Below are 19109 nucleotides of genomic sequence, written 5' to 3'. Positions count from 1 at the left end.
CGTGAGCGCTGAGCAGGACCGCGGACCCGACGCCGCGACCGCCGTCGTCGTCGCGGTGGTGGGCCCGACCGCGACGGGCAAGTCGGACCTGGCCCTCGACCTCGCCGAGCGGCTGGGCACCGCGCAGGCACCGGCCGAGGTCGTCAACGCCGACGCGTACCAGCTCTACCGCGGGATGGACGTGGGCACGGCGAAGGTCCCGGCGGCCGAGCGGCGCGGCGTCGTGCACCACCTCCTCGACGTGCTCGACCCGGCCCAGGACGCCTCGGTGGCGCGCTTCCAGGAGGACGCCCGGCGCGTGCTCGACGAGATCGCCGCCCGCGGGGCGCGGGCCGTCGTCGTCGGCGGTTCCGGGCTGTACGTGCGCGCGCTCCTCGACGACATGCGCTTCCCCGGGACGGACCCCGCCGTGCGCGCCGCGCTCGAGCACCGCGCGGAGCGCGAGGGCACGCGCGCGCTGCACGACGAGCTGGCCCGGCTCGACCCGGCGGCCGCGGCGAGCATCGGCCCGGCGAACGCGCGGCGCGTCGTGCGGGCGCTCGAGGTCATCGAGCTCACCGGCGAGCCGTTCACCGCGAACCTGCCGCGCCAGGAGTACGTGCGGCCGACCCTGCAGATCGGCCTCGACTGCGACCGGGCCGTGCTCGACGCGCGCGTCGCCGGACGCGTCGAGCGCATGTGGGCGGGCGGGCTCGTCGACGAGGTGCGCCGGCTCGACGCCGCGGGCATGGGCCGGACGGCCCGTCGCGCCGTGGGGTACGCCGAGGTGCTCGCGCACCTGCACGGGCAGGTCACCGAGGACGCCGCGCACGAGGCCGTCGCCGCGAACACGCGCCGGCTCGCGCGCAAGCAGATGGGCTGGTTCGGACGCGACCCGCGCGTGCACTGGCTCGACGCGCAGTCGCCGACGCTCGCCGAGGACGCGCTCGCGCTCGTCCGCGCCGCCGACACCGGTGCCCTGCGCCCCCCCGTGACGGACCCGTACGAGGCCGAGGACGGCGCTCCCGTCCGCCGTAGGCTGGGCTCATGACGCGCACCCGGTTCACCAAGGGTCACGGGACCCGCAACGACTTCGTGCTCCTCGCGGACACGACCGGCGAGCTGGACCTCACCCCCGAGCTCGTCCGGGCGCTCGCGGACCGGCGTGGCGGCGTCGGGGGCGACGGCGTGATCCGCCTGGTGCCGACGGCGCTCGTGCCCGAGTCCCGCGAGGTGCTCGCGGAGGACCCGCACGCCATCTGGTTCATGGACTACCGCAACGCCGACGGGTCCGTCGCGGAGATGTGCGGCAACGGGGTGCGCGTCTTCGCGGCGTTCGCGGAGCGGCTCGGTCTCGTGAGCTTCGCGGGCGGCACCGAGGTGCCCGTCGGGACGCGGGCCGGCGTCAAGCGCGTCCGCAAGGAGGACGACGGCTGGTTCGCCGTCGACATGGGCCGCTGGTTCCTGCCCGGGGGACGGGACGCGCTGCGCGACGGGTACGACGCGACCGTCGTCGTGCGCGGCTGGGACGTCCCGCGGCCGGCCCTGAGCCTGGACCTCGGGAACCCGCACACCGTGCTGGCGCTCGCCCACGACGCCCTCCTCGACGACGCCGACCTCACCGGTGCCCCGGTCGTCGACCCGGTGCCGTCCCGCGGCACCAACGTCGAGCTCGTCGTCCCCCTCGGCGAGACCGTGGCCGAGGACGGCAGCGTCGTCGGGCGCGTGCGCATGCGCGTCCACGAGCGCGGCGTGGGGGAGACCCCGTCGTGCGGCACCGGGGCGTGCGCGGCGGCCCTCGCGGTGCGCGTGTGGGGCGGCCAGGACGCGCCCGACACCTGGCTGGTCGACGTGCCGGGAGGGACCGTCCGCGTCCGGGCGCTCGCCGGGGACCACGTGGAGCTCGCCGGTCCTGCGGAGCTCACCTTCAGCGGCGAGGTCGACCTGACGGCGCTCGTGGTCCCGGACGGCCCCGCGCGGGTCGGGGAGGCACCCGACGAGACCTCACCGCCCTCGGGCGCACCGGCCTCGGACGGACCCTCCGCGGCCGCACCGGCGCCCGAGCCGGGCTCGAGCACCGCGACCGCCGCGCGGTAGCCCGAGCGCGTCCGGCGCGGTGGCCCGAGCGCAGGGTCGGCGACCGGTCAGACGGTGGGCGCCGCGACCTCGAGCACCCGGAAGCCCTTGGCGCTCGCGGTGCGCTCGACGCGCACGCCCGGCATCGCCGGCGCGAGGTGCTCGACGAGCCAGCGCTGGAGCGAGTCGCGCCGAGGTTGCGCTGCACCACGAGGTGCGCGCTCGCCCCGGGCGCAGGCGCGGCAGCCAGCGCAGCAGCATCGCGTGGAGCACGTCCTTGCCGACGCGGATCGGGGGGTTCGACCACAGCGCGGCGAGGGCGACGTCGTCGGGCACGTCGTCGGGCGTGACGGCGCGGACGCCGGTCAGTCCCAGCCGCTCGGCGTTGCGGCGCACGAGGTCGAGCGCGCGCTCGTTGACGTCCACCGCCCAGACCGTCGCCGCGGGCGCCTCGAGCGCCATGGTGAGCGCCACCGGCCCCCAGCCGCAGCCGAGGTCGAGCAGGTGCGCACCGGCGCCCGTCGCGTGCGCGGCGTCGAGGACGGGGCCCAGCGGCGGCACCGTGCGCAGCAGCACCTGCGTGCCGAGGTCCAGGCGCCCGGGGGAGAAGACGCCGGACGCCACCTCGACCTCGACGTCGCGGCCGGCGAGCCGGACGGCGAGCGTGCGGCGCTCCGCCGCCGAGGCGGGCCGCGCGGTGAAGTAGTGTTCCGGCTCGTCGCTCACGAGGCGTGATCCTACGGCGCGCGCCCGCCCCGCTCGGCGCAAAGCGCTGGCTCCGGGACGAAATCCCGTGCCACGCTTGTTGCACCACCAGGACGCAGGACGCGCCCGGAACCGACGGAAGGCGGCACATGACCCAGACCCCGGCGAACACCACGACGGCTCACGGAGAGCCGGCCGACGTGCCGCGGGACCTCGCGAGCGACGTCGTGGCGCGGGTGCTCGCTCGGGCCGGGACGGCGCGCGCCGAGGGCGGCACGGTCCACGCCGAGCACGACGGCGAGCAGCTCGACCTCGCGGAGCGCAGCGCGCTGCGGCGCGTCGCCGGCCTGTCGACGGAGCTCCAGGACGTCACGGAGGTCGAGTACCGGCAGCTGCGCCTGGAGAAGGTCGTGCTCGTCGGGCTCTGGAGCCCCGGCACCGACCCCCGCGAGGACGGCGCCGCCCGGACCGCGCAGGAGGCCGAGGTCTCGCTGCGCGAGCTCGCCGCCCTCTCCGAGACCGCCGGGTCCCAGGTGCTCGACGGCGTCATCCAGAAGCGTGCGAAGCCCGACCCCGGCACCTACCTCGGGTCGGGCAAGGCCGAGGAGCTGGCCGACGTCGTCGCCGCGAGCGGTGCCGACACGGTCGTGGTCGACGGCGAGCTGGCGCCCTCCCAGCGGCGTGCGCTCGAGGACATCGTCAAGGTCAAGGTCGTCGACCGCACGGCACTGATCCTCGACATCTTCGCCCAGCACGCGAAGTCCCGGGAGGGCAAGGCGCAGGTCGAGCTCGCGCAGCTCGAGTACCTCCTGCCGCGCCTGCGCGGCTGGGGCGAGTCGATGTCGCGGCAGGCCGGCGGCCAGGTCGGCGGCGCCGGCGCGGGCATGGGCTCGCGCGGCCCCGGCGAGACGAAGATCGAGCTCGACCGCCGCCGCATCCGCAACCGGATGGCCAAGCTGCGTCGCGAGATCGCCGCCATGGCGCCGGGTCGCGAGACCAAGCGGTCCTCGCGACGCCGGCACGCCGTCCCGTCGGTCGCGATCGCCGGCTACACCAACGCCGGCAAGTCGAGCCTGCTCAACGCGATCACCGGGGCCGGGGTGCTCGTCGAGAACGCCCTGTTCGCGACGCTGGACCCGACCGTCCGGCGCACCCGGACCGAGGACGGCCGCGTGTACACGCTCGCCGACACCGTCGGCTTCGTGCGCGCGCTGCCGCACCAGCTCGTCGAGGCGTTCCGGTCCACGCTCGAGGAGGTCGGCGACGCGACCTGCTCCTGCACGTCGTCGACGCGTCGCACCCCGACCCCGAGGGGCAGATCGCCGCGGTGCGGCACGTGCTCGCCGGCATCCCCGGCGTCGAGGACGTCCCCGAGGTGGTCGTGCTCAACAAGGCGGACGTTGCGGACCCCGAGGTGGTCGACCGCATCCGCCGCCGGGAGCGCCGCACGGTCATCGTGTCCGCGCACACCGGTGCGGGCGTCGAGGAGCTGCGCGCGCTCATCGCCCGCGAGCTGCCGCGCCCCGACGTGGCGATCGACGTCGTCGTGCCGTACAGCCGGGGCGACCTCGTGCACCGCGTGCACACCGAGGGCGAGATCGACCACGAGGAGCACACGGCCGACGGCACGGTGCTGCGCGGCCGCGTCGCGGAGGCGCTCGCGGCCGAGCTCGCGGGGGCGTCCGTCCGCGGCTGAGGCGCCGGGACCGCGTCGCCGCGTCCCGCCCGACGGCAGCGTCCCGCACGGCGACGAGAGCCGTCCACAGGGCCGCGCCACCACCCCGGGGCGTGGGCGTGCGACCGTAGACTCGGTCGGTGCCCCCCGTCCCGCCCGCCGCGTCCCGTCCCGCTGCCGCCGACACGAGCGAGGCCGGCGCCCCTGCCCCGCGCGACGCGGCGTCCGGCGCCGGGGTGCCGGACGTCGACGCGCTGCTCGACTCGCCGTCGGGAGGCTCGGGGGCGCGCGGCGCGACGGGCAGCACGCCATGGCGCGCGCCGTCGCCGGCTCGATCGGGAGCGGCGAGCACCTCGTCGTCCAGGCCGGCACGGGTACCGGGAAGTCGCTCGGGTACCTCGTGCCGGCGGTCCGGCACGCCGTCGCGACCGACGAGCGCGTGGTGGTCTCGACGGCGACGCTTGCGCTGCAGCGCCAGGTCATCACGCGCGACCTGCCGCTCGTCGCCGAGTCGGTGGGCGACCGGCTGCCGCGACCGGCGACCATCGCGCTCCTCAAGGGGTGGCACAACTACCTGTGCCTGCACAAGATCGCGGGCGGGTACCCGACGGACGAGCCGACGCTGTTCGACCTGCCCGGGGAGTCGGCCGGCGCGGTGGACCACCCGCCCGCGCGCGGCGAGGGTGCTGCCGTCTCGCTCGGGGAGCAGGTCCTGCGACTGCGCGAGTGGGCCGAGCAGACACCCACGGGGGACCGGGACGACCTCGTGCCCGGCGTGAGCGACAAGGCGTGGCGTCAGGTGTCGGTCACCGCGCTCGAGTGCCTCGGGCAGCGGTGCCCCCTGCTCGCGGAGTGCTTCCCCGAGCGGGCGCGGGCGGCGGCGCGCGAGGCCGACGTCGTCGTGACGAACCACGCGATGCTGGGCATCGCCGCGATGGGCTCGCCCGGCGTCCTGCCGGAGCACGACGTGCTCGTCGTCGACGAGGCGCACGAGCTCGCCGACCGGGTGACGGCGGCGGCGACCGTGGACCTCTCGGTCCCCGCGATCGAGGGCGCCGCCCGCCTCGCCCGGCGGCACGGCGGCGTGACGACCGAGGCGCTCGACGCGGCCTCGGCGGCGTTCGGCAGCGTCGTCGGCGCCCTGCCCGCGGAGCGCTTCCCCGAGGGCCTGCCGGACGGCGCGCGCACGGCGGTCGCCGCCGTGCGCGACGCGGCCCGCGAGGTCCTCACGCGGCTCAAGCCCGAGACGGGCGCGACGAGGCCGGCGACTCCCGACACCGGGATGAAGATGGCCCAGTCGGCCGTGCTCCAGCTGTTCGAGGTGGCCGAGCGCATGGCCGCCGACCCGACCGGCCACGACGTCCTGTGGTGCTCACGCCCTGGCGAGGGTGCGTGGTCGTCGCCGGACCGCTTCGGCGAGGGCGCCAGTCGCCTGCACGCCGCGCCGCTCGGTGTCTCTGGCCTCATCCGGGCGCACCTCCTGGCGGAGCGCACCGGCGTCTTCACGTCGGCGACGCTCGCCCTCGGCGGGACGTTCGACGCGGTGGCGCGCACGTTCGGGCTGGGCGGCCCGGCCGCGGAGGAGGACAGCCCGCCGTGGCGCGGCCTCGACGTCGGCAGCCCGTTCGACTACGCGCGGCAGGGGATCCTCTACGTCGCCAAGCACCTGCCGACGCCGGGTCGCGAGTCCGCGACCGAGCACCAGCTCGACGAGATCGCCGCGCTGGTCGAGGCGGCCGGCGGTCGGACCCTCGGGCTGTTCTCCTCCCGGCGCGCGGCGGTCGCCGCGGCCGAGGCGATGCGTGAACGGCTCGACGTGCCGGTGCTGTGCCAGGGCGACGACCAGCTCCCGACCCTCGTCCGCCAGTTCGCCGACGACCCCGCGACGTGCCTCTTCGGCACCCTCTCGCTGTGGCAGGGCGTGGACGTCCCGGGACCGTCGTGCCAGCTCGTGCTCATCGACCGGATCCCCTTCCCGCGCCCGGACGACCCGGTGCGCTCGGCGCGTTCGCGCGCCGTCGAGGCGGCCGGCGGCAACGGGTTCATGCAGGTCTCCGCCACGCATGCCGCGCTCCTGCTCGCGCAGGGTGCCGGGCGTCTGGTGCGCTCGACGAGCGACCGCGGCGTGGTCGCGGTACTCGACCCCCGCCTCGTGACCGCACGCTACGGCACGTTCCTCACGCGGTCGATGCCCGGGTTCTGGCAGACGACCGACCGCGAGGTCGCCACCGCTGCGCTGCGGCGCCTGGTCGCCCTAGGCTGACCCCGGAGCGACGAGACGGAGGCACGATGACGAGCACGGCACCGCAGGACCGCGACGGGGCGCAGCCCGGCGCACCGGGGGCCCGGCCCGGGGGCACCGGGTCGCGGACGACGAAGCTCGCGATCGTCGGTGCCGGAGCCGTCGGGTCGACGCTCGCCTACGCGGCCCTCATGCGCGGCGCCGCACGTACCGTCGCGATGCTCGACGTGAACCGCGCCAAGGTCGAGGCCGAGGTGCTCGACCTGCAGCACGGGATCCAGTTCATGCCGATGGCGCACGTGGAGGGCTCCGACGACGTCGCCGTGTGCGCCGGGGCCGACGTGGTCGTCGTGACGGCCGGCGCGAAGCAGAAGCCGGGGCAGACGCGGCTCGACCTCGCCGGCACGACCATCGGCCTCATGCGGTCGATCCTGCCCGGGCTCGTGGAGGTCGCACCCGACGCGGTCTACGTCATGGTGACCAACCCCGTCGACATCGTCACGTACGCGGCGCTGAAGATCTCCGGTCTGCCGCCGCAGCGCCTCGTCGGCAGCGGCACGGTCCTGGACTCCTCCCGGCTGCGCTTCCTCGTCGCGCAGCAGTGCGGCGTCGCGGTGCAGAACGTGCACGCCTACGTCGCGGGTGAGCACGGCGACACCGAGATCCCGCTGTGGAGCTCCGCGACCGTCGGCGGCGTCCCGCTGCTCGAGTGGTCCGGTCTCGCCGGGCGCGGCGGTCTGACCGAGGACGTCCGGGACCGCATCGCCCGCGAGGTCGTGGAGTCGGCGTACCGGATCATCGAGGGAAAGGGCGCGACGAACTACGCCGTCGGGCTCGCGGGGACGCGCATCATCGAGGCCGTCCTCGGCGACGAGCACCGCATCCTGCCCGTCTCGACGCTGCTCGACGGCGACCACGGCATCGAGGACGTGTGCCTGTCGCTGCCGACCCTCGTGGACCGGCGCGGCGCCGTCGAGCGCGTCGAGGTCCCGCTGGCCGCCGACGAGCTGGCGGGGCTCCGGGCGTCCGCGGACTCGTTGCGCGCCGCAGCCCGACGCTTCGGTCTCTAGCCGCGAGCCGCGAGCCGCGAGCCGCGCGCCGCGAGCCGTCAGGTGCGAGGCGAGGCGCGGTGGTGCGCGCTGCGGGGCTGCGCGTGAGCCGGGTCCGGTCCAGCCCGCCGGGAGCCCTCAGAGGCTGCGCAGCACCGACACGACGCGGCCGAGCACCTGCGCCTCGTCGCCGAGGATGGGCTCGTACGCCGCGTTGTGAGGCAGGAGCCAGACGTGGCCGTCGGTGCGCTTGAACGTCTTCACTGTGGCCTCGCCGTCGATCATCGCCGCGACGATCTCACCGTTCTCGGCGACGTTCTGGCGGCGCACGACGACCCAGTCGCCGTCGCAGATCGCGGCGTCGACCATCGAGTCGCCCTGGACCTTGAGCAGGAAGAGCTCGCCGTCCCCCACGAGCTGGCGGGGCAGCGGGAAGACGTCCTCGACGACCTGCTCCGCGAGGATCGGCCCGCCCGCCGCGATGCGGCCGACGACGGGGACGAACGACGGGGCAGGGTGCGCGTCGTCGTGCGCCGGTACGGGCGGCGCGACGACCGTCGCGAGGAGTGAGGACGAGGAACGGCGTGCGTCCTCGGGCTGCACCACCTCGATCGCGCGCGGCCGGTTCGGGTCGCGGCGCAGGAAGCCCTTGCGCTCCAGCGTGGTGAGCTGGTGCTTGACCGAGGACGGGCTCGTCAGGCCGACGGCCTCGCCGATCTCGCGCATGCTCGGCGGGTAGCCGCGCTGCTCGACGCACGAGCGGATCGTCTCCAGGACGAGACGCTGGCGCGGCGTCAACCCGTCGCCGCCGGTGGCGCCGTCGGGCAGCTCGCGCACCTCGGCGAGCCCGTCGCTCGTGTCCCTGCCTCGTGCCGCCATCGTCGTCTCCACCCTCGTCGCGCCACCCTCGTCGCGCCGCCGTCGCCGTGCGGCCCGCCGGCCGCTCGGCGCACGCGCGGCCGTCCTGGTCCGTGGCGCCCCGCCGACGGACATGTCCGGCGAAGCGACCTGTCCCCAGGCTAGGGGAGAGCGGCACCGGAATCAAACACCTGTTCGAGGATCTCTCGACTGTGTCGGCGCGACGTGGTAGACATTCGTACAGGTGTTCTACATACAGGTGTTCTACGTACAGGTGTTCGACCTCGCGAGGGTCGACGAGAAGGTGTGCGCGGCGCCGGAGCGACCGGGGAAGGCGCTCCGGTGCCGCGGGCAGGACGGGGGTCGAGATGAGCAGCATGACGACGACGTGGGTCGGACCCGTGGCGGGTCGAGCGACGCGCGGCGCGGGTGCGAGTGCGCGGCCGGCCACCGGCCGGCTCCGGCTGACCCGTCGCGGGCGCGTGGTGCTGGTGCTGCTCGTCGCGGTGGTGGCGTTCCTCGGCGCGCGGGTGGGTGCAGCCGTGGCCGGGGGGCCGGCCGAGCCGGTCGAGGTGCGTGTCCACGTCGTCGCGGCGGGGGAGACGCTGTGGAGCCACGCGCAACGGCTCGCCGCGCCGGGGGAGGACGTCCGCGACGTCGTCGCGGACATCGTCGAGCTCAACGGCCTGTCCTCGTCGGGCCTGGCCGAGGGGCAGCGTCTGCTGCTGCCCGTGGGCGGCTGACCGGCCCGTGGGCGGCTGCACCCCGCCTCGTGCGCACGGCGCGGCGCGGCCTGCCCGCGCGCACGTCCGCGCGCTCGGCGTGCGCGTGCTCGTCGGGGGTTGCGCTGGCGCTTAGGAGGTCCTAAGTTAGTCGTACCTCACTCGCCGGGCTGGGGGGCCGGGCAGGAGGTGAGGACCCGCGGTACGTCGCGGCTCCTGAGCACGTCGCCGCGCGCGAGGCGAGTCGCGCGCGAGATGGGGACGGGGGCGTCCCGACGGGGGCGACCGGTGACGGTCGCCCCCGTTCTGCTGCCGCAGAGCACGAGTGCGCGGTCGTCCCGCGCGGCGTGTTGCGTCGCCGCGGCATGACCGCATACTTTCGGTCGCGCCCCGCCGGGCTCGAGCGCCGGCGCGGCGCCCCTGCTCGAGGAGACCGTCATGCACTGCCCCTTCTGCCGCCACGCGGACTCCCGCGTCGTCGACTCCCGGACCTCCGACGACGGCGCGTCGATCCGACGGCGCCGGCAGTGCCCCCAGTGCCAGCGTCGCTTCACCACCATCGAGACGGCGAGCCTGTCCGTGGTCAAGCGGTCCGGCGTGACCGAGCCGTTCTCGCGCGAGAAGATCGTCAACGGTGTGCGCAAGGCCTGCCAGGGGCGTCCCGTCAACGAGGACGACCTCGCGCTCCTGGCCCAGCGCGTGGAGGAGACCATCCGGGCGAGCGGCAGCGCCGAGCTGGACGCCTACGAGATCGGCCTCGCGATCCTCGGCCCTCTCCGTGAGCTCGACGAGGTCGCCTACCTCCGCTTCGCGAGCGTCTACCAGGCGTTCGACTCGCTCGAGGACTTCGAGAGCGCCATCACGTCGTTGCGCGTGGACCGCGCCGAACGGGCGGAGTCGCGAGCGAGCGCGTCGGAGGCGGCGGCGGTCAGGGAGGTCGCCGGGGGCGGCGAGCCGGAGGGCGACGGGGCGGGCGGCGGGACCGGCGGCGCCCCGGGCACCGGCCCGGCCCCCGAGGGCGCGCCGACGGGCCGGTGAGCGTCCGGGCGTCGTGCCTGCCGGCGGGCGCGCCGCCGGCGCGGAGCCGAGGAACCGACGCGACACCGGGTCGCGGCCCTCAGGCGGCGCCCGGCGCCGCCCTCACAGGTCGCTCGAGCGGGAGGCCCAGAGGTTGATCCCGGTGTCGCGCGGGATCGCCTCGACGGCGGCGATCTCCTCGTCGGACAGCGGAGGGTCCTCGAGGGCCGCGAGGCTGTCGTCGAGCTGTCCCACCGAGCGCGCGCCGACGAGCACGGTCGTGATCCGTGGGTCGCGCGCCGCCCAGGCGATCGCCGTCCGGGCGAGCGGGCGTCCCTGGGCCCGGGCCAACGCGTCGAGCCGGCGCACGTGCTCGAGGTTCTGCGGCGAGAGGAACTCCGGACGCAGCGGTCCGCCACGGGCGGCGCGCGAGCCCTCCGGCGTGCCGCGCAGGTACCGGTCCGTGAGCATGCCCTGAGCCAGCGGCGAGAACGCGACGACGCCCATGCCCGACTCGTGCGCGACCTCGAGCACGCTGCGTCCCGAGGCGTCGGGCTCCTCGATCCACCGGTTGAGCATCGAGTACGACACCTGCGTCACGACGAGGTCGAGACCGACCTCCGCCGCGACGGCCAGCGCCTCGCGCGTGCGGCGTGCGGAGTACGACGAGATGCCGGCGTACCGGGCGCGGCCCGAGCGCACCGCCGTCGCGAGCGCACCGATCGTCTCGTCGAGGGGCGTCGTCGGGTCGAAGCGGTGGCTGTAGAAGATGTCGACGTGGTCGAGCCCGAGCCGGCGCAGCGACGCGTCGAGCGAGGACAGGAGGTACTTGCGCGAGCCGCCCTCACCGTACGGGCCCGGCCCCATGCGGTACCCGGCCTTGGTCGTGACGACCAGCTCGTCGCGCAGGGGTCGCAGCTCGCGCGCGAGCAGCCGGCCCAGGGTCTCCTCGGCGGCCCCGCCCGGAGGGCCGTAGTTGTTGGCGAGGTCGAGGTGCGTCACGCCGCGGTCCACCGCGTGCAGCACGATCTCGCGCTGGGTCGCGACCGGGTCGGCGTGGCCGAAGTTCTGCCACAGGCCCAGCGACACGACGGGCAGCGTGAGGCCGCTGCGCCCCAACCGGCGGTGAGGCGGTCGGGGACCGGTGGACGGCGGGTGCGCGGAGGCTGTCACGCGACACGACGCTACCCGAGCGCGGCGCCCGTTATTGCGCTGGCGCCGCACCGGACGCGTGGGGCACGCTGAGCGGGCGGTGGACGGCCCGTCGAGGGCCGGCCACCGACCACCGAGCGAAGGAGACGGCCATGCGTCCGACGAGCAGCGACCTACCCCGACCGGGCCCAGCGAGGAGGCCCGGGCGAAGTTCCGCGAGGCGCTGGACCGGAAGAACGCCGCGCGGCACCGCAGCGCCGACGGCGGGACGAACACCGGCGCCGTGCACGGCTCGGAGACCGCCGGTCCCGTGCAGCGCACGTTCCGGCGCAAGTCCGGCTGACGCCGGGGCCGTGGCCGGCCGGGCCCTGCCCGGTCCGGCGCCCGCGTCGCCCGCCGAAGCCCGCGGCCTGTCAGTCCAGGACGCGCAGCGCGATCGTCTGCTCCATGGCGGCGAGCGCCTCGACGACGGCGGACTCGACCCGCGACCCGACGTCGGTCACGACGTACCCGAGGTCCCCGCGGGTCGCGAGAAGCTGGCCCTCGATGTTCGTCCCGTGCTCGGCGAGCGTCGCGTTGACCGCGGCGAGCACGCCGGGCGTGTTGCGGTGCAGGTGCGTGATGCGGGTGATCCCCGTCGTCTGCTCCAGCGCGAGGTTGGGCAGGTTGACGCTGAGCGTGGTGGAGCCGGTCGTGAGGTAGTCACGGAGCTTGGTCGAGACGAACTGCCCGATCGCCTCCTGCGCCTCCTCGGTCGATCCGCCGATGTGCGGCGTGAGGATGACGTTGGGCAGCCCGCGCAGCTCGGAGTGGAACGCGTCGCCCTTGCGCTTGGGCTCCTCCGGGAAGACGTCGACGGCCGCGCCCGCGACGTGGCCCGCGAGGATCGACTCGCGCAGCGCGTCGTAGTCGACGACGAAGCCCCGCGAGAGGTTGAGGAAGATCGCGCCCGGTCGCATGCGCGCGAACTGCTTCGCGCCGAACATCCCCGCGTTCCCCGTGCGCCCGTCGACGTGCAGCGTCACGACGTCGGCGGTCTCGAGGAGCTCGTCGAGCGTGTCCATGCGGCGCGCGTTGCCGAGCGAGAGCTTCTCGGCGGTGTCGTAGAACACCACCGACATGCCGAGGTTCTCCGCGACGACCGAGAGCTGGGTGCCGATGTTGCCGTACCCGACGATGCCGAGCGTGCGGCCGCGCACCTCGTGCGCACCCGTCGCCGACTTGTCCCACACGCCGTCGTGCAGGGCCCGGTCGCGCTCGGTGAGCCGGCGCGTGAGGGCGATGATCTCGGCGAGCGCGAGCTCCACGACGGACCGGGTGTTCTGGAACGGGGCGTTGAACACGGCCACGCCCTGCGAGGCGGCCGCCCGCAGGTCGATCTGGTTCGTGCCGATGCAGAACGCGCCGAGCGCGACGAGGTCGGGCGCGTTCTCGAGCACGTGCGCGGTGACGTTCGTCTTGGACCGGATGCCCAGCAGGTGGACGCCCTGGAGAGCCTCGACGAGCTCGGACTCGTCGAGGGCGCCGGTGCGGACGGTGACGTCGATCCCCGCGGCCTCGAGGTTCGAGGCGGCGAGCGGGTGGAGGTTCTCGAGGAGGAGGGCGCGTAGCACGGCACCATGGTGCGCCTCGTCCGCGTCGTGGGCCAAACGGGTCTTGACCCCTGGACGCGCGCGGCCGCAGGGCGGCCGCGGTCAGGCGGTGGGCACCGCGAGACCTTCCGGCAGCGCCCCGGCGTGCACGACGACGAGCCGCTGCGTCGGGCGCGTCATCGCGACGTAGAGGTCGGAGGCACCGGACTCCCCGGCCGCCACCTCCGCGGGCTCGACGAGGACGACCGCGTCGAACTCCAGCCCCTTGGCGGCGACGGCGTCGAGGACGACGACGGGAGCGTCGGGGTCGTCGTCGGCGAGCCCCAGCGCGCCGCGCACGGCTGCCGCGGTCCCGGGCGCGGTGACCACCGCCACGCGACCCGCGCCGCCCGTGACGAACTCCGCGCGCGCCGCGGCGGCCTCGCGGCGGACCGCGTCCAGGAGCGCGTCGCGCGCCGAGCCCTCGGCGGCGACGGCGGGCACGACGCGCAACGATCCCTCCACCTCGCGTGCCGACGTCAGCGGCGAGACGGGCAGCCCGGCGTGGACGGCGACCTGCCGGGCGGTGTCCGCCACGGCGGCCGGCGTGCGGTAGTTCACCGTGAGCTCGGCAAGGCGCCAGCCGTCGCGCAGCACGGGGTCGAGCGCCGCGGCCCACGACCGCGCGCCCGCGAGGGACGACGTCTGGGCGACGTCACCGACGATCGTGAACGAGCGCGTCGGGCACCGCCGCACGAGCATGCGCCACGCCATCGCCGACAGCTCCTGCGCCTCGTCCACGACCACGTGCCCGTAGGTCCAGCTCCGGTCCTGCGCGGCGCGCTCGGCGGTCGTCAGGCGGGGACCGGTGGCGGCGAACCGCCCGGCCAGCACCTCGGCGTCCACGAGGCCGCCGCCCGCGCCCGAGGACTCGAGCACCTGACGCGCGTACTCGAGGTCCTGCGCGCGCTGCGCGGCCTGGGCCGCGGCGTCCGCCCTCGACGCCTGGTCGTCCTCGCCGAGCAGCTCGGCCGCCTCGTCGAGCAGGGGCACGTCGGCCGGGGTCCACGGCGCCCCCTTCGGACGGGCGAGCAGACGCCGCTCGTGCGCGGACAGCTCCGGCGCCGCCTCGGCGAGCCGGTGCGGCTTGACGTACAGGTCCTCCACGAGCCGCTCGGGGGTGATGGGCAGCCAGGCGAGGTTCAGGGCCACGCGCACGTCGCGGTGCGCCCGCAGGTCCTCGAGCACGAGTGCGCGGTCCTCGCCGGCGAGCGGCTCGCCGAGCGCGGCCGCGTACTGGTCGGCCAGGCGCGCCAGCATGTCGCGCACGAACGTCACGCGGGCGAGGTTGTGGGGCTTGTGCGTCCGGCGCGCCTTCGCGATCGCGTCGCGCACGTCGCGCCGCCGCACGACGAGGTCCCGCCCGTCGAGGCGGACGGGCACGTCCGCCGCGGGCACGCGCTCGCGGGCCCGGACGGCGCGCCGGACCGCCCGCGCCATGACGGCACGCCCCTTGACGCGCGCGACGTGCGGGTCCTCGTCGCCGTCCGCGACGACCCCGGGGAGCAGGTCCGCGACCGTCGTGCTCACGACGCCCGTCTCGCCGAGCGACGGCAGCACCTGGTCGATGTAGCGCAGGAAGGAGTGGCTGGGGCCGACCAGCAGCACACCCGAGCGCTCGAGCACGCGCCGGTGGGCGTACAGCAGGTAGGCGGCGCGGTGGAGCGCGACGGCCGTCTTGCCCGTCCCCGGCCCGCCCTGGACGACGAGGGCCCCGCCCAGGCCCGAGCGGATGATCGTGTCCTGCTCCGCCTGGATCGTCGCCACGATGTCGCCCATGCGCCCCGTGCGCCCCGCGGCCATCGCCGCGAGCAGCGCGCCCTCGCCCGACAGCGTCGAGGCGGACACCTCCTCGCTCGCGTCGAGGTCGAGCAGCTCGTCCTCGACACCGGTCACGCTCCTGCGCCGGGTCACGAGGTGCCGCCGGCGGACCACGCCGTCGGGCCGGGCGGCGGTGGCGCGGTAGAACGCCTGCGCCGCCGGGGCGCGCCAGTCGGTGAGCAGCGACGAGTGCTCGGCGTCCGTGAGGCCGATGCGCCCGACGTAGCGACGCGTGCCGTCGTCGAGGTCGAGACGCCCGAACGCGAGGCGGTCCTCCACCGCGTCGAGCTGCGCGACGCGGTCCTCGTAGAGCGTCGCGAAGGCGTCGCGCTCGCTGCGGTTCTGCGGCGAGCCCGAGGGCCCCGAGCGCCGGACGCGGTCCAGCCGCGCGCGGGCGGCTGCGCGCAGCTCGTCCAGGCGCGCGTAGAGGGTGTCCACGACCTCCTGCTCGAGCCTGAGCTCCTCCGAACGTCCCACGCTGTCCCTTCGTCGCGGTCCCGGGGGACCGTGCCCCGCGTCGCGCCGGGCGGCGGCGCGGCCGTCCATTATGGCGCACGGGACGGGAGCCTCCACCGGCCCCGGACGGCGTGCGGCTAGGATCGGGGGCCATGGCGACCAGAGGGGAGCGCTCGTCGTGACCGCGGCGGACCCGCGCGCTCCCGTCCCGGGCCCTGCGCACCGTGCCGACACGGGGGGCGCGGGGCGCGCGCCGCTGCCCGCTCTCGTGATGTCGACCGACGTCCTGCGCATCCTGCTCGTCGAGGACGACGACGGGGACGCGATCCTCGTCGAGGAGCTCCTGTCGGACGCCAGCCTCAAGGTCGAGCTGCACCGCGCCACCACCCTTGACCACGCCCTCGACCTGCTCCCGGACCGCTCCGTGGACTGCGTGCTGCTCGACCTCGGCCTGCCGGACTCGGTGGGCCTGTCGGCGGTCGAGCGGCTGCGGGCCGGGTCGAGCCCGCCTGCGCTCGTGGTCCTCACAGGCCACTCGGGCATCGACCTCGGCGTGCAGGCCGTCGCGGCGGGCGCCGACGACTACCTCGTCAAGGGGGAGGTCGACGGCGACCTGCTCGGCAGGTCCGTCCGCTACGCCGTCCAGCGACGCAAGGCGGAGGAGCAGCAGCGCGCCCTGTACCGCAGCGAGGTGCGCGCGGCCGAGACGAGACGTCTGGAGCGCGCCCTCCTGCCGACGCCGCTCGTGGGGGACGAGCGCCTCTCCGTCATGGTGGGGTACGTCCCGGGCGGCAACGGGCTGCTCGGCGGCGACTTCTACGACGCCGTGGAACGGCCCGACGGCTCGGTCCTGTGCGTCATCGGCGACGTCGCGGGCCACGGCCCCGACGAGGCGGCGCTCGGCGCGACCCTGCGCACGGCCTGGCGCACGATCGTGCTGACGGACGCGGAGCCCGCGGCCGTCCTCCCGCTCCTCGAGCGCGTCCTCGTCCTCGAACGTGCGCGCCCCGAGGTCTTCGTCACCCTCTGCCAGGTCGTCATCGACCCGCATCGTCGGTACGCCGACGTCTACCTCGCCGGCCACCTCGCGCCGCTGCTCCTGCGCGACGCCGCGTCCGAGATCGCGGCGACCGCCCGCGGGCGCGCGCTCGGCATCCCGGTCGACGGCGGCTGGGCGCCGCAGCGCGTCGAGCTCGGCGACCGGTGGGCGCTCGTGCTCTACACGGACGGCCTCGTCGAGGCCACCCTCGCGCAGCCCGGCGCCGGCCACGCCGACCCCTCCGCCGCGCACCGACCCGCCCGCCCGGACCGGCTGGGCACCGACGGGCTGCGCCGCACCGTCGACGTGGCGCTCGCCGACGGCACCGAGGGGATCGTCGAACGGGTCATCCGCCGCGTCCGCGACCTGCACGGCGGCCCCCTCGCGGACGACGCGGCGCTGCTCGTCGTCGGGCGCTCCGACGACGGCGGGCCGGGGGAGCGCACCGCGACGCTCGCCGACTCCGACGAGTGGTCGCGGTGAGCGCCGCGGCCGCCACGGACCGGGTGCCGGCGGGGACGCTGCGTCGCCGGCTCGGCGCCGCCCTCGTCGGCGCGGGCCTCGTCGTCCTCCTCGTCCTCGCGACGTCCGCCTTCGCGCTCTCGCGCGTGCTCGCGCTCCAGGAGGAGGTCACCGGCCCGTACTTCGAGGCGGTCACCACGGGCGACACGGTGTCCTACGCGCTGGTCGACGCGGAGTCCTCGGTGCGCGCGTACGTGCGCAACGGGGACCCGACCGCGCTGGAGTCGCTGCGCCGCGCCCTCGGGAGCGAGGAGCACCCCGTCGTCCCCGACCTCACCGCCATCGACGGGTTCGAGCCGGAGCCGGCGCTCGTCGCCGCCGGCGACGAGGCGCGCGCCGCCGTCGATGCCTGGCTCGACGACTACGCCGTGCCCGCGATCACCGCGGTCGCCGAGGAGGGCGTCGGCTCGGTCCGCGCCGTCGACCGCGCACGGGGGGCAGAGCTCTTCGCGCAGGCGCGGCTCGCCACCTCCGCCTACGTGGACGAGGTGCGGTCCGAGCGCCAGGACCGCCTCGACGCGCTCGAACGCTGGGACCGCGTGCTGTTCGGGAGCGTCCTGGTCCTCGTCGCGGCGGCGCTCGCGGTCGGCGCCGTCCTGTGGGTCTTCCTCAAGCGGTGGGTGACCGAGCCCCTCGCGGGCCTCGCCCACCGCGTCCGGCGCGTGAGCTCCGGACACCTCGACGAACCCGTCGAGACCACCGGGCCGGCGGAGATCGCCGACCTGGCGCGCGACGTCGAGCAGATGCGCGTCGCGCTCGTCGGCCAGGTGGCCGAGATCCGCGCCTCGCACGAGGAGGCCGCGCGCTCGCACGAGCTGCTCGCGGAGCAGGCGGAGGAGCTGGAGCGCTCGAACCGCGACCTCGAGCAGTTCGCCTACGTCGCCTCGCACGACCTGCAGGAGCCGCTGCGCAAGGTCGCGAGCTTCACCCAGCTGCTCAAGAAGAGGTACGGCGGCCAGCTCGACGAGCGGGCGGACCAGTACATCGACTTCGCCGTCGACGGGGCCAAGCGCATGCAGCGCCTCATCCAGGACCTCCTCGGGTTCTCCCGCGTCGGGCGCACCGGGACCGAGCGCGTCGACGTCGACCTCGAGCAGGCGCTCGCGACCGTGCTCGGCGACCTCTCCGAGACCCTCGAGTCGTCGGGCGCGACCGTGACGCACGACCCGCTGCCCGTCGTCGTCGGCGAGCGCGCGCTCCTGCACCAGCTGCTGGCGAACCTCGTGGGGAACGCCGTGAAGTTCCGGCACCCCGACCGCGCGCCCCGCGTGCACGTCGGGGTGCTGGCCCACGCCACCCACTGGGAGCTGTCGGTCGCCGACAACGGCATCGGGATCGACCCCGAGTACGCGGAGCGGGTGTTCGTGATCTTCCAGCGCCTGCACGCGAAGGACGTGTACGAGGGACCGGCATCGGCCTCGCGCTGTGCAAGCGCATCGTCGAGTACCACGGCGGCCGCATCTGGATCGAGCCCCGCGCGGACGGCGAGGAGGGCACGACGATCCGCCTCACGCTCGCGCACGCGTACACCTACGCCGAGGTCGGCTACGCTCGCACCGACCACGAGCCCCCCGGCGGGACGCGCGACGACGAGGAGATCACCGCATGAGCCACGGCACGAAGCCGATCGACGTCCTGCTCGTCGAGGACGACCCGGGCGACGTGCTCATGACGCGCGAGGCGTTCGAGGACCACAAGGTCACGAACCGCCTGTCGGTCGTCTCCGACGGCGTCAGCGCGCTGGAGTTCCTGCGCAAGGAGGGCGAGCACGCCGGCGCCCCGACCCCGGACCTCATCCTCCTCGACCTCAACCTGCCGCGCATGGACGGCCGCGAGGTCCTCGCGGCGCTCAAGGCCGACGAGGCGCTGCGCAAGATCCCGGTCGTCGTGCTCACGACGTCCGAGGCCGAGGAGGACGTCGTGCGCAGCTACTCGCTGCACGCGAACGCGTACGTGACCAAGCCGGTGGACTTCGACCGCTTCATCGACGTCGTCCGCCAGATCGACGACTTCTTCGTCTCGGTGGTGCGGCTTCCCGGTCGCTGAGACGCGCCGGCACCGCGGCTCGCGACGGCCGCCGTCGCCGGGAAGGATCCGTGGGTGCGGCGCGTTGTCGACGACAGGCCCTCCGGCCGTGGACGGTCGCCGGACGGGCAGCAGACGTG

13 protein-coding genes and 4 pseudogenes are annotated in these 19109 nt (G+C 75.5%); 12 read left to right on the top strand and 5 right to left on the bottom strand.

Features of this window, described 5'->3' with window-relative positions:
• Position 1: 1 nt before the first annotated feature.
• The gene (gene miaA / locus BJF88_RS15805; protein ID WP_075829490.1) at positions 2-1030 is read left to right on the top strand and encodes a tRNA (adenosine(37)-N6)-dimethylallyltransferase MiaA; all 1029 of its coding nucleotides are present in this window, start codon (positions 2-4) and stop codon (positions 1028-1030) included.
• Positions 1027-2076 (top strand): diaminopimelate epimerase, encoded by a 1050-nt coding sequence (gene dapF, locus BJF88_RS15800; protein ID WP_083649207.1) that lies wholly within the window; start codon positions 1027-1029, stop codon positions 2074-2076. The genes miaA and dapF overlap by 4 nt, the downstream gene beginning before the upstream one ends.
• Before the next feature lie 47 nt (positions 2077-2123).
• Here the strand turns inward: dapF and BJF88_RS15795 are convergent.
• A pseudogene (locus tag BJF88_RS15795) lies at positions 2124-2781 on the bottom strand (class I SAM-dependent methyltransferase).
• Positions 2782-2909: 128 nt separating this feature from the next.
• Between BJF88_RS15795 and hflX the strand changes: the two are divergent.
• The 3 genes and pseudogenes from hflX (at position 2910) to BJF88_RS15780 (ending at position 7747) form a co-directional block, all read left to right on the top strand.
• Positions 2910-4456: pseudogene (gene hflX / locus BJF88_RS15790) on the top strand (GTPase HflX).
• Positions 4457-4575: 119 nt separating this feature from the next.
• A pseudogene (locus BJF88_RS15785) lies at positions 4576-6698 on the top strand (ATP-dependent DNA helicase).
• A gap of 26 nt (positions 6699-6724) precedes the next feature.
• On the top strand, positions 6725-7747 hold the full coding sequence (locus BJF88_RS15780) for an L-lactate dehydrogenase (protein WP_083649206.1): 1023 nt from the start codon (positions 6725-6727) through the stop codon (positions 7745-7747).
• A 117-nt stretch (positions 7748-7864) separates the two neighbouring features.
• Here the strand turns inward: BJF88_RS15780 and lexA are convergent, their stop codons facing one another.
• Entirely contained in the window at positions 7865-8605 is a 741-nt protein-coding gene (gene lexA, locus BJF88_RS15775; RefSeq protein WP_075829542.1) for a transcriptional repressor LexA, read from the bottom strand.
• A gap of 356 nt (positions 8606-8961) precedes the next feature.
• Between lexA and BJF88_RS15770 the strand changes: the two genes are divergently transcribed.
• Complete coding sequence (locus BJF88_RS15770; RefSeq protein WP_083649205.1) at positions 8962-9327, top strand: LysM peptidoglycan-binding domain-containing protein; 366 nt, start codon at positions 8962-8964, stop codon at positions 9325-9327.
• A gap of 417 nt (positions 9328-9744) precedes the next feature.
• Positions 9745-10344: a transcriptional regulator NrdR gene (nrdR, locus tag BJF88_RS15765; protein WP_075829489.1), complete on the top strand. Its 600-nt coding sequence runs from the start codon at positions 9745-9747 to the stop codon at positions 10342-10344.
• Positions 10345-10446: 102 nt separating this feature from the next.
• Here the strand turns inward: nrdR and BJF88_RS15760 are convergent, their stop codons facing one another.
• The gene (locus BJF88_RS15760; RefSeq protein WP_369824651.1) at positions 10447-11421 is read right to left on the bottom strand and encodes an aldo/keto reductase; all 975 of its coding nucleotides are present in this window, start codon (positions 11419-11421) and stop codon (positions 10447-10449) included.
• Positions 11422-11554: 133 nt separating this feature from the next.
• Between BJF88_RS15760 and BJF88_RS15755 the strand changes: the two genes are divergently transcribed.
• On the top strand, positions 11555-11818 hold the full coding sequence (locus tag BJF88_RS15755) for a DUF5302 domain-containing protein (RefSeq protein ID WP_369824641.1): 264 nt from the start codon (positions 11555-11557) through the stop codon (positions 11816-11818).
• 70 nt (positions 11819-11888) lie between these two features.
• Here BJF88_RS15755 and serA read toward each other — a convergent pair whose 3' ends face one another.
• Together serA and BJF88_RS15745 are read right to left on the bottom strand one after the other, a co-directional pair.
• Positions 11889-13088: a phosphoglycerate dehydrogenase gene (gene serA / locus BJF88_RS15750; protein ID WP_075829486.1), complete on the bottom strand. Its 1200-nt coding sequence runs from the start codon at positions 13086-13088 to the stop codon at positions 11889-11891.
• Between the two features lie 81 nt (positions 13089-13169).
• Positions 13170-15473 carry an AAA family ATPase gene (locus tag BJF88_RS15745; RefSeq protein ID WP_083649204.1) on the bottom strand — a complete coding sequence of 768 codons (2304 nt, stop codon included), beginning with the start codon at positions 15471-15473 and terminating at the stop codon, positions 13170-13172.
• A gap of 181 nt (positions 15474-15654) precedes the next feature.
• On the opposite strand from BJF88_RS15745, the gene BJF88_RS15740 reads away from it, so the two are divergent.
• The 4 genes and pseudogenes from BJF88_RS15740 to BJF88_RS15715 all read left to right on the top strand — a co-directional run bounded on the left by BJF88_RS15740 (position 15655) and on the right by BJF88_RS15715 (position 18990).
• Complete coding sequence (locus tag BJF88_RS15740; protein WP_075829540.1) at positions 15655-16905, top strand: PP2C family protein-serine/threonine phosphatase; 1251 nt, start codon at positions 15655-15657, stop codon at positions 16903-16905.
• A pseudogene (locus BJF88_RS23865) lies at positions 16893-18263 on the top strand (histidine kinase dimerization/phospho-acceptor domain-containing protein); the annotation flags it as partial. The gene BJF88_RS15740 and the pseudogene BJF88_RS23865, both read left to right, overlap by 13 nt.
• Positions 18245-18553 carry an ATP-binding protein gene (locus BJF88_RS22520; RefSeq protein WP_255372103.1) on the top strand — a complete coding sequence of 103 codons (309 nt, stop codon included), beginning with the start codon at positions 18245-18247 and terminating at the stop codon, positions 18551-18553. The pseudogene BJF88_RS23865 and the gene BJF88_RS22520, both read left to right, overlap by 19 nt.
• A complete protein-coding gene (locus tag BJF88_RS15715; protein WP_069387933.1) occupies positions 18550-18990 on the top strand; it encodes a response regulator in 441 nt (146 codons plus the stop codon). Before BJF88_RS22520 ends, BJF88_RS15715 begins: the two co-directional genes overlap by 4 nt.
• Positions 18991-19109 lie beyond the last annotated feature (119 nt).

The sequence above is a fragment of the Cellulosimicrobium sp. CUA-896 genome (assembly GCF_001942335.1).
Lineage (GTDB): Bacteria > Actinomycetota > Actinomycetes > Actinomycetales > Cellulomonadaceae > Cellulosimicrobium.
The sequence above is the reverse complement of the archived record's forward strand: the minus strand, read 5'-3'. Positions and strand labels throughout refer to the sequence as shown.

Bases quoted from the DNA above. Each gene is read 5' to 3' on its own strand.
- dapF (WP_083649207.1), top strand. From the start codon at position 1,027: ATGACGCGCACCCGGTTCACCAAGGGTCACGGGACCCGCAACGACTTC.
- BJF88_RS15770 (WP_083649205.1), top strand. From the start codon at position 8,962: ATGACGACGACGTGGGTCGGACCCGTGGCGGGTCGAGCGACGCGCGGC.
- BJF88_RS15740 (WP_075829540.1), top strand. From the start codon at position 15,655: ATGTCGACCGACGTCCTGCGCATCCTGCTCGTCGAGGACGACGACGGG.
- BJF88_RS15745 (WP_083649204.1), bottom strand. From the start codon at position 15,473: ATGGACGGCCGCGCCGCCGCCCGGCGCGACGCGGGGCACGGTCCCCCG.
- nrdR (WP_075829489.1), top strand. From the start codon at position 9,745: ATGCACTGCCCCTTCTGCCGCCACGCGGACTCCCGCGTCGTCGACTCC.
- lexA (WP_075829542.1), bottom strand. From the start codon at position 8,605: ATGGCGGCACGAGGCAGGGACACGAGCGACGGGCTCGCCGAGGTGCGC.
- BJF88_RS15715 (WP_069387933.1), top strand. From the start codon at position 18,550: ATGAGCCACGGCACGAAGCCGATCGACGTCCTGCTCGTCGAGGACGAC.
- BJF88_RS15780 (WP_083649206.1), top strand. From the start codon at position 6,725: ATGACGAGCACGGCACCGCAGGACCGCGACGGGGCGCAGCCCGGCGCA.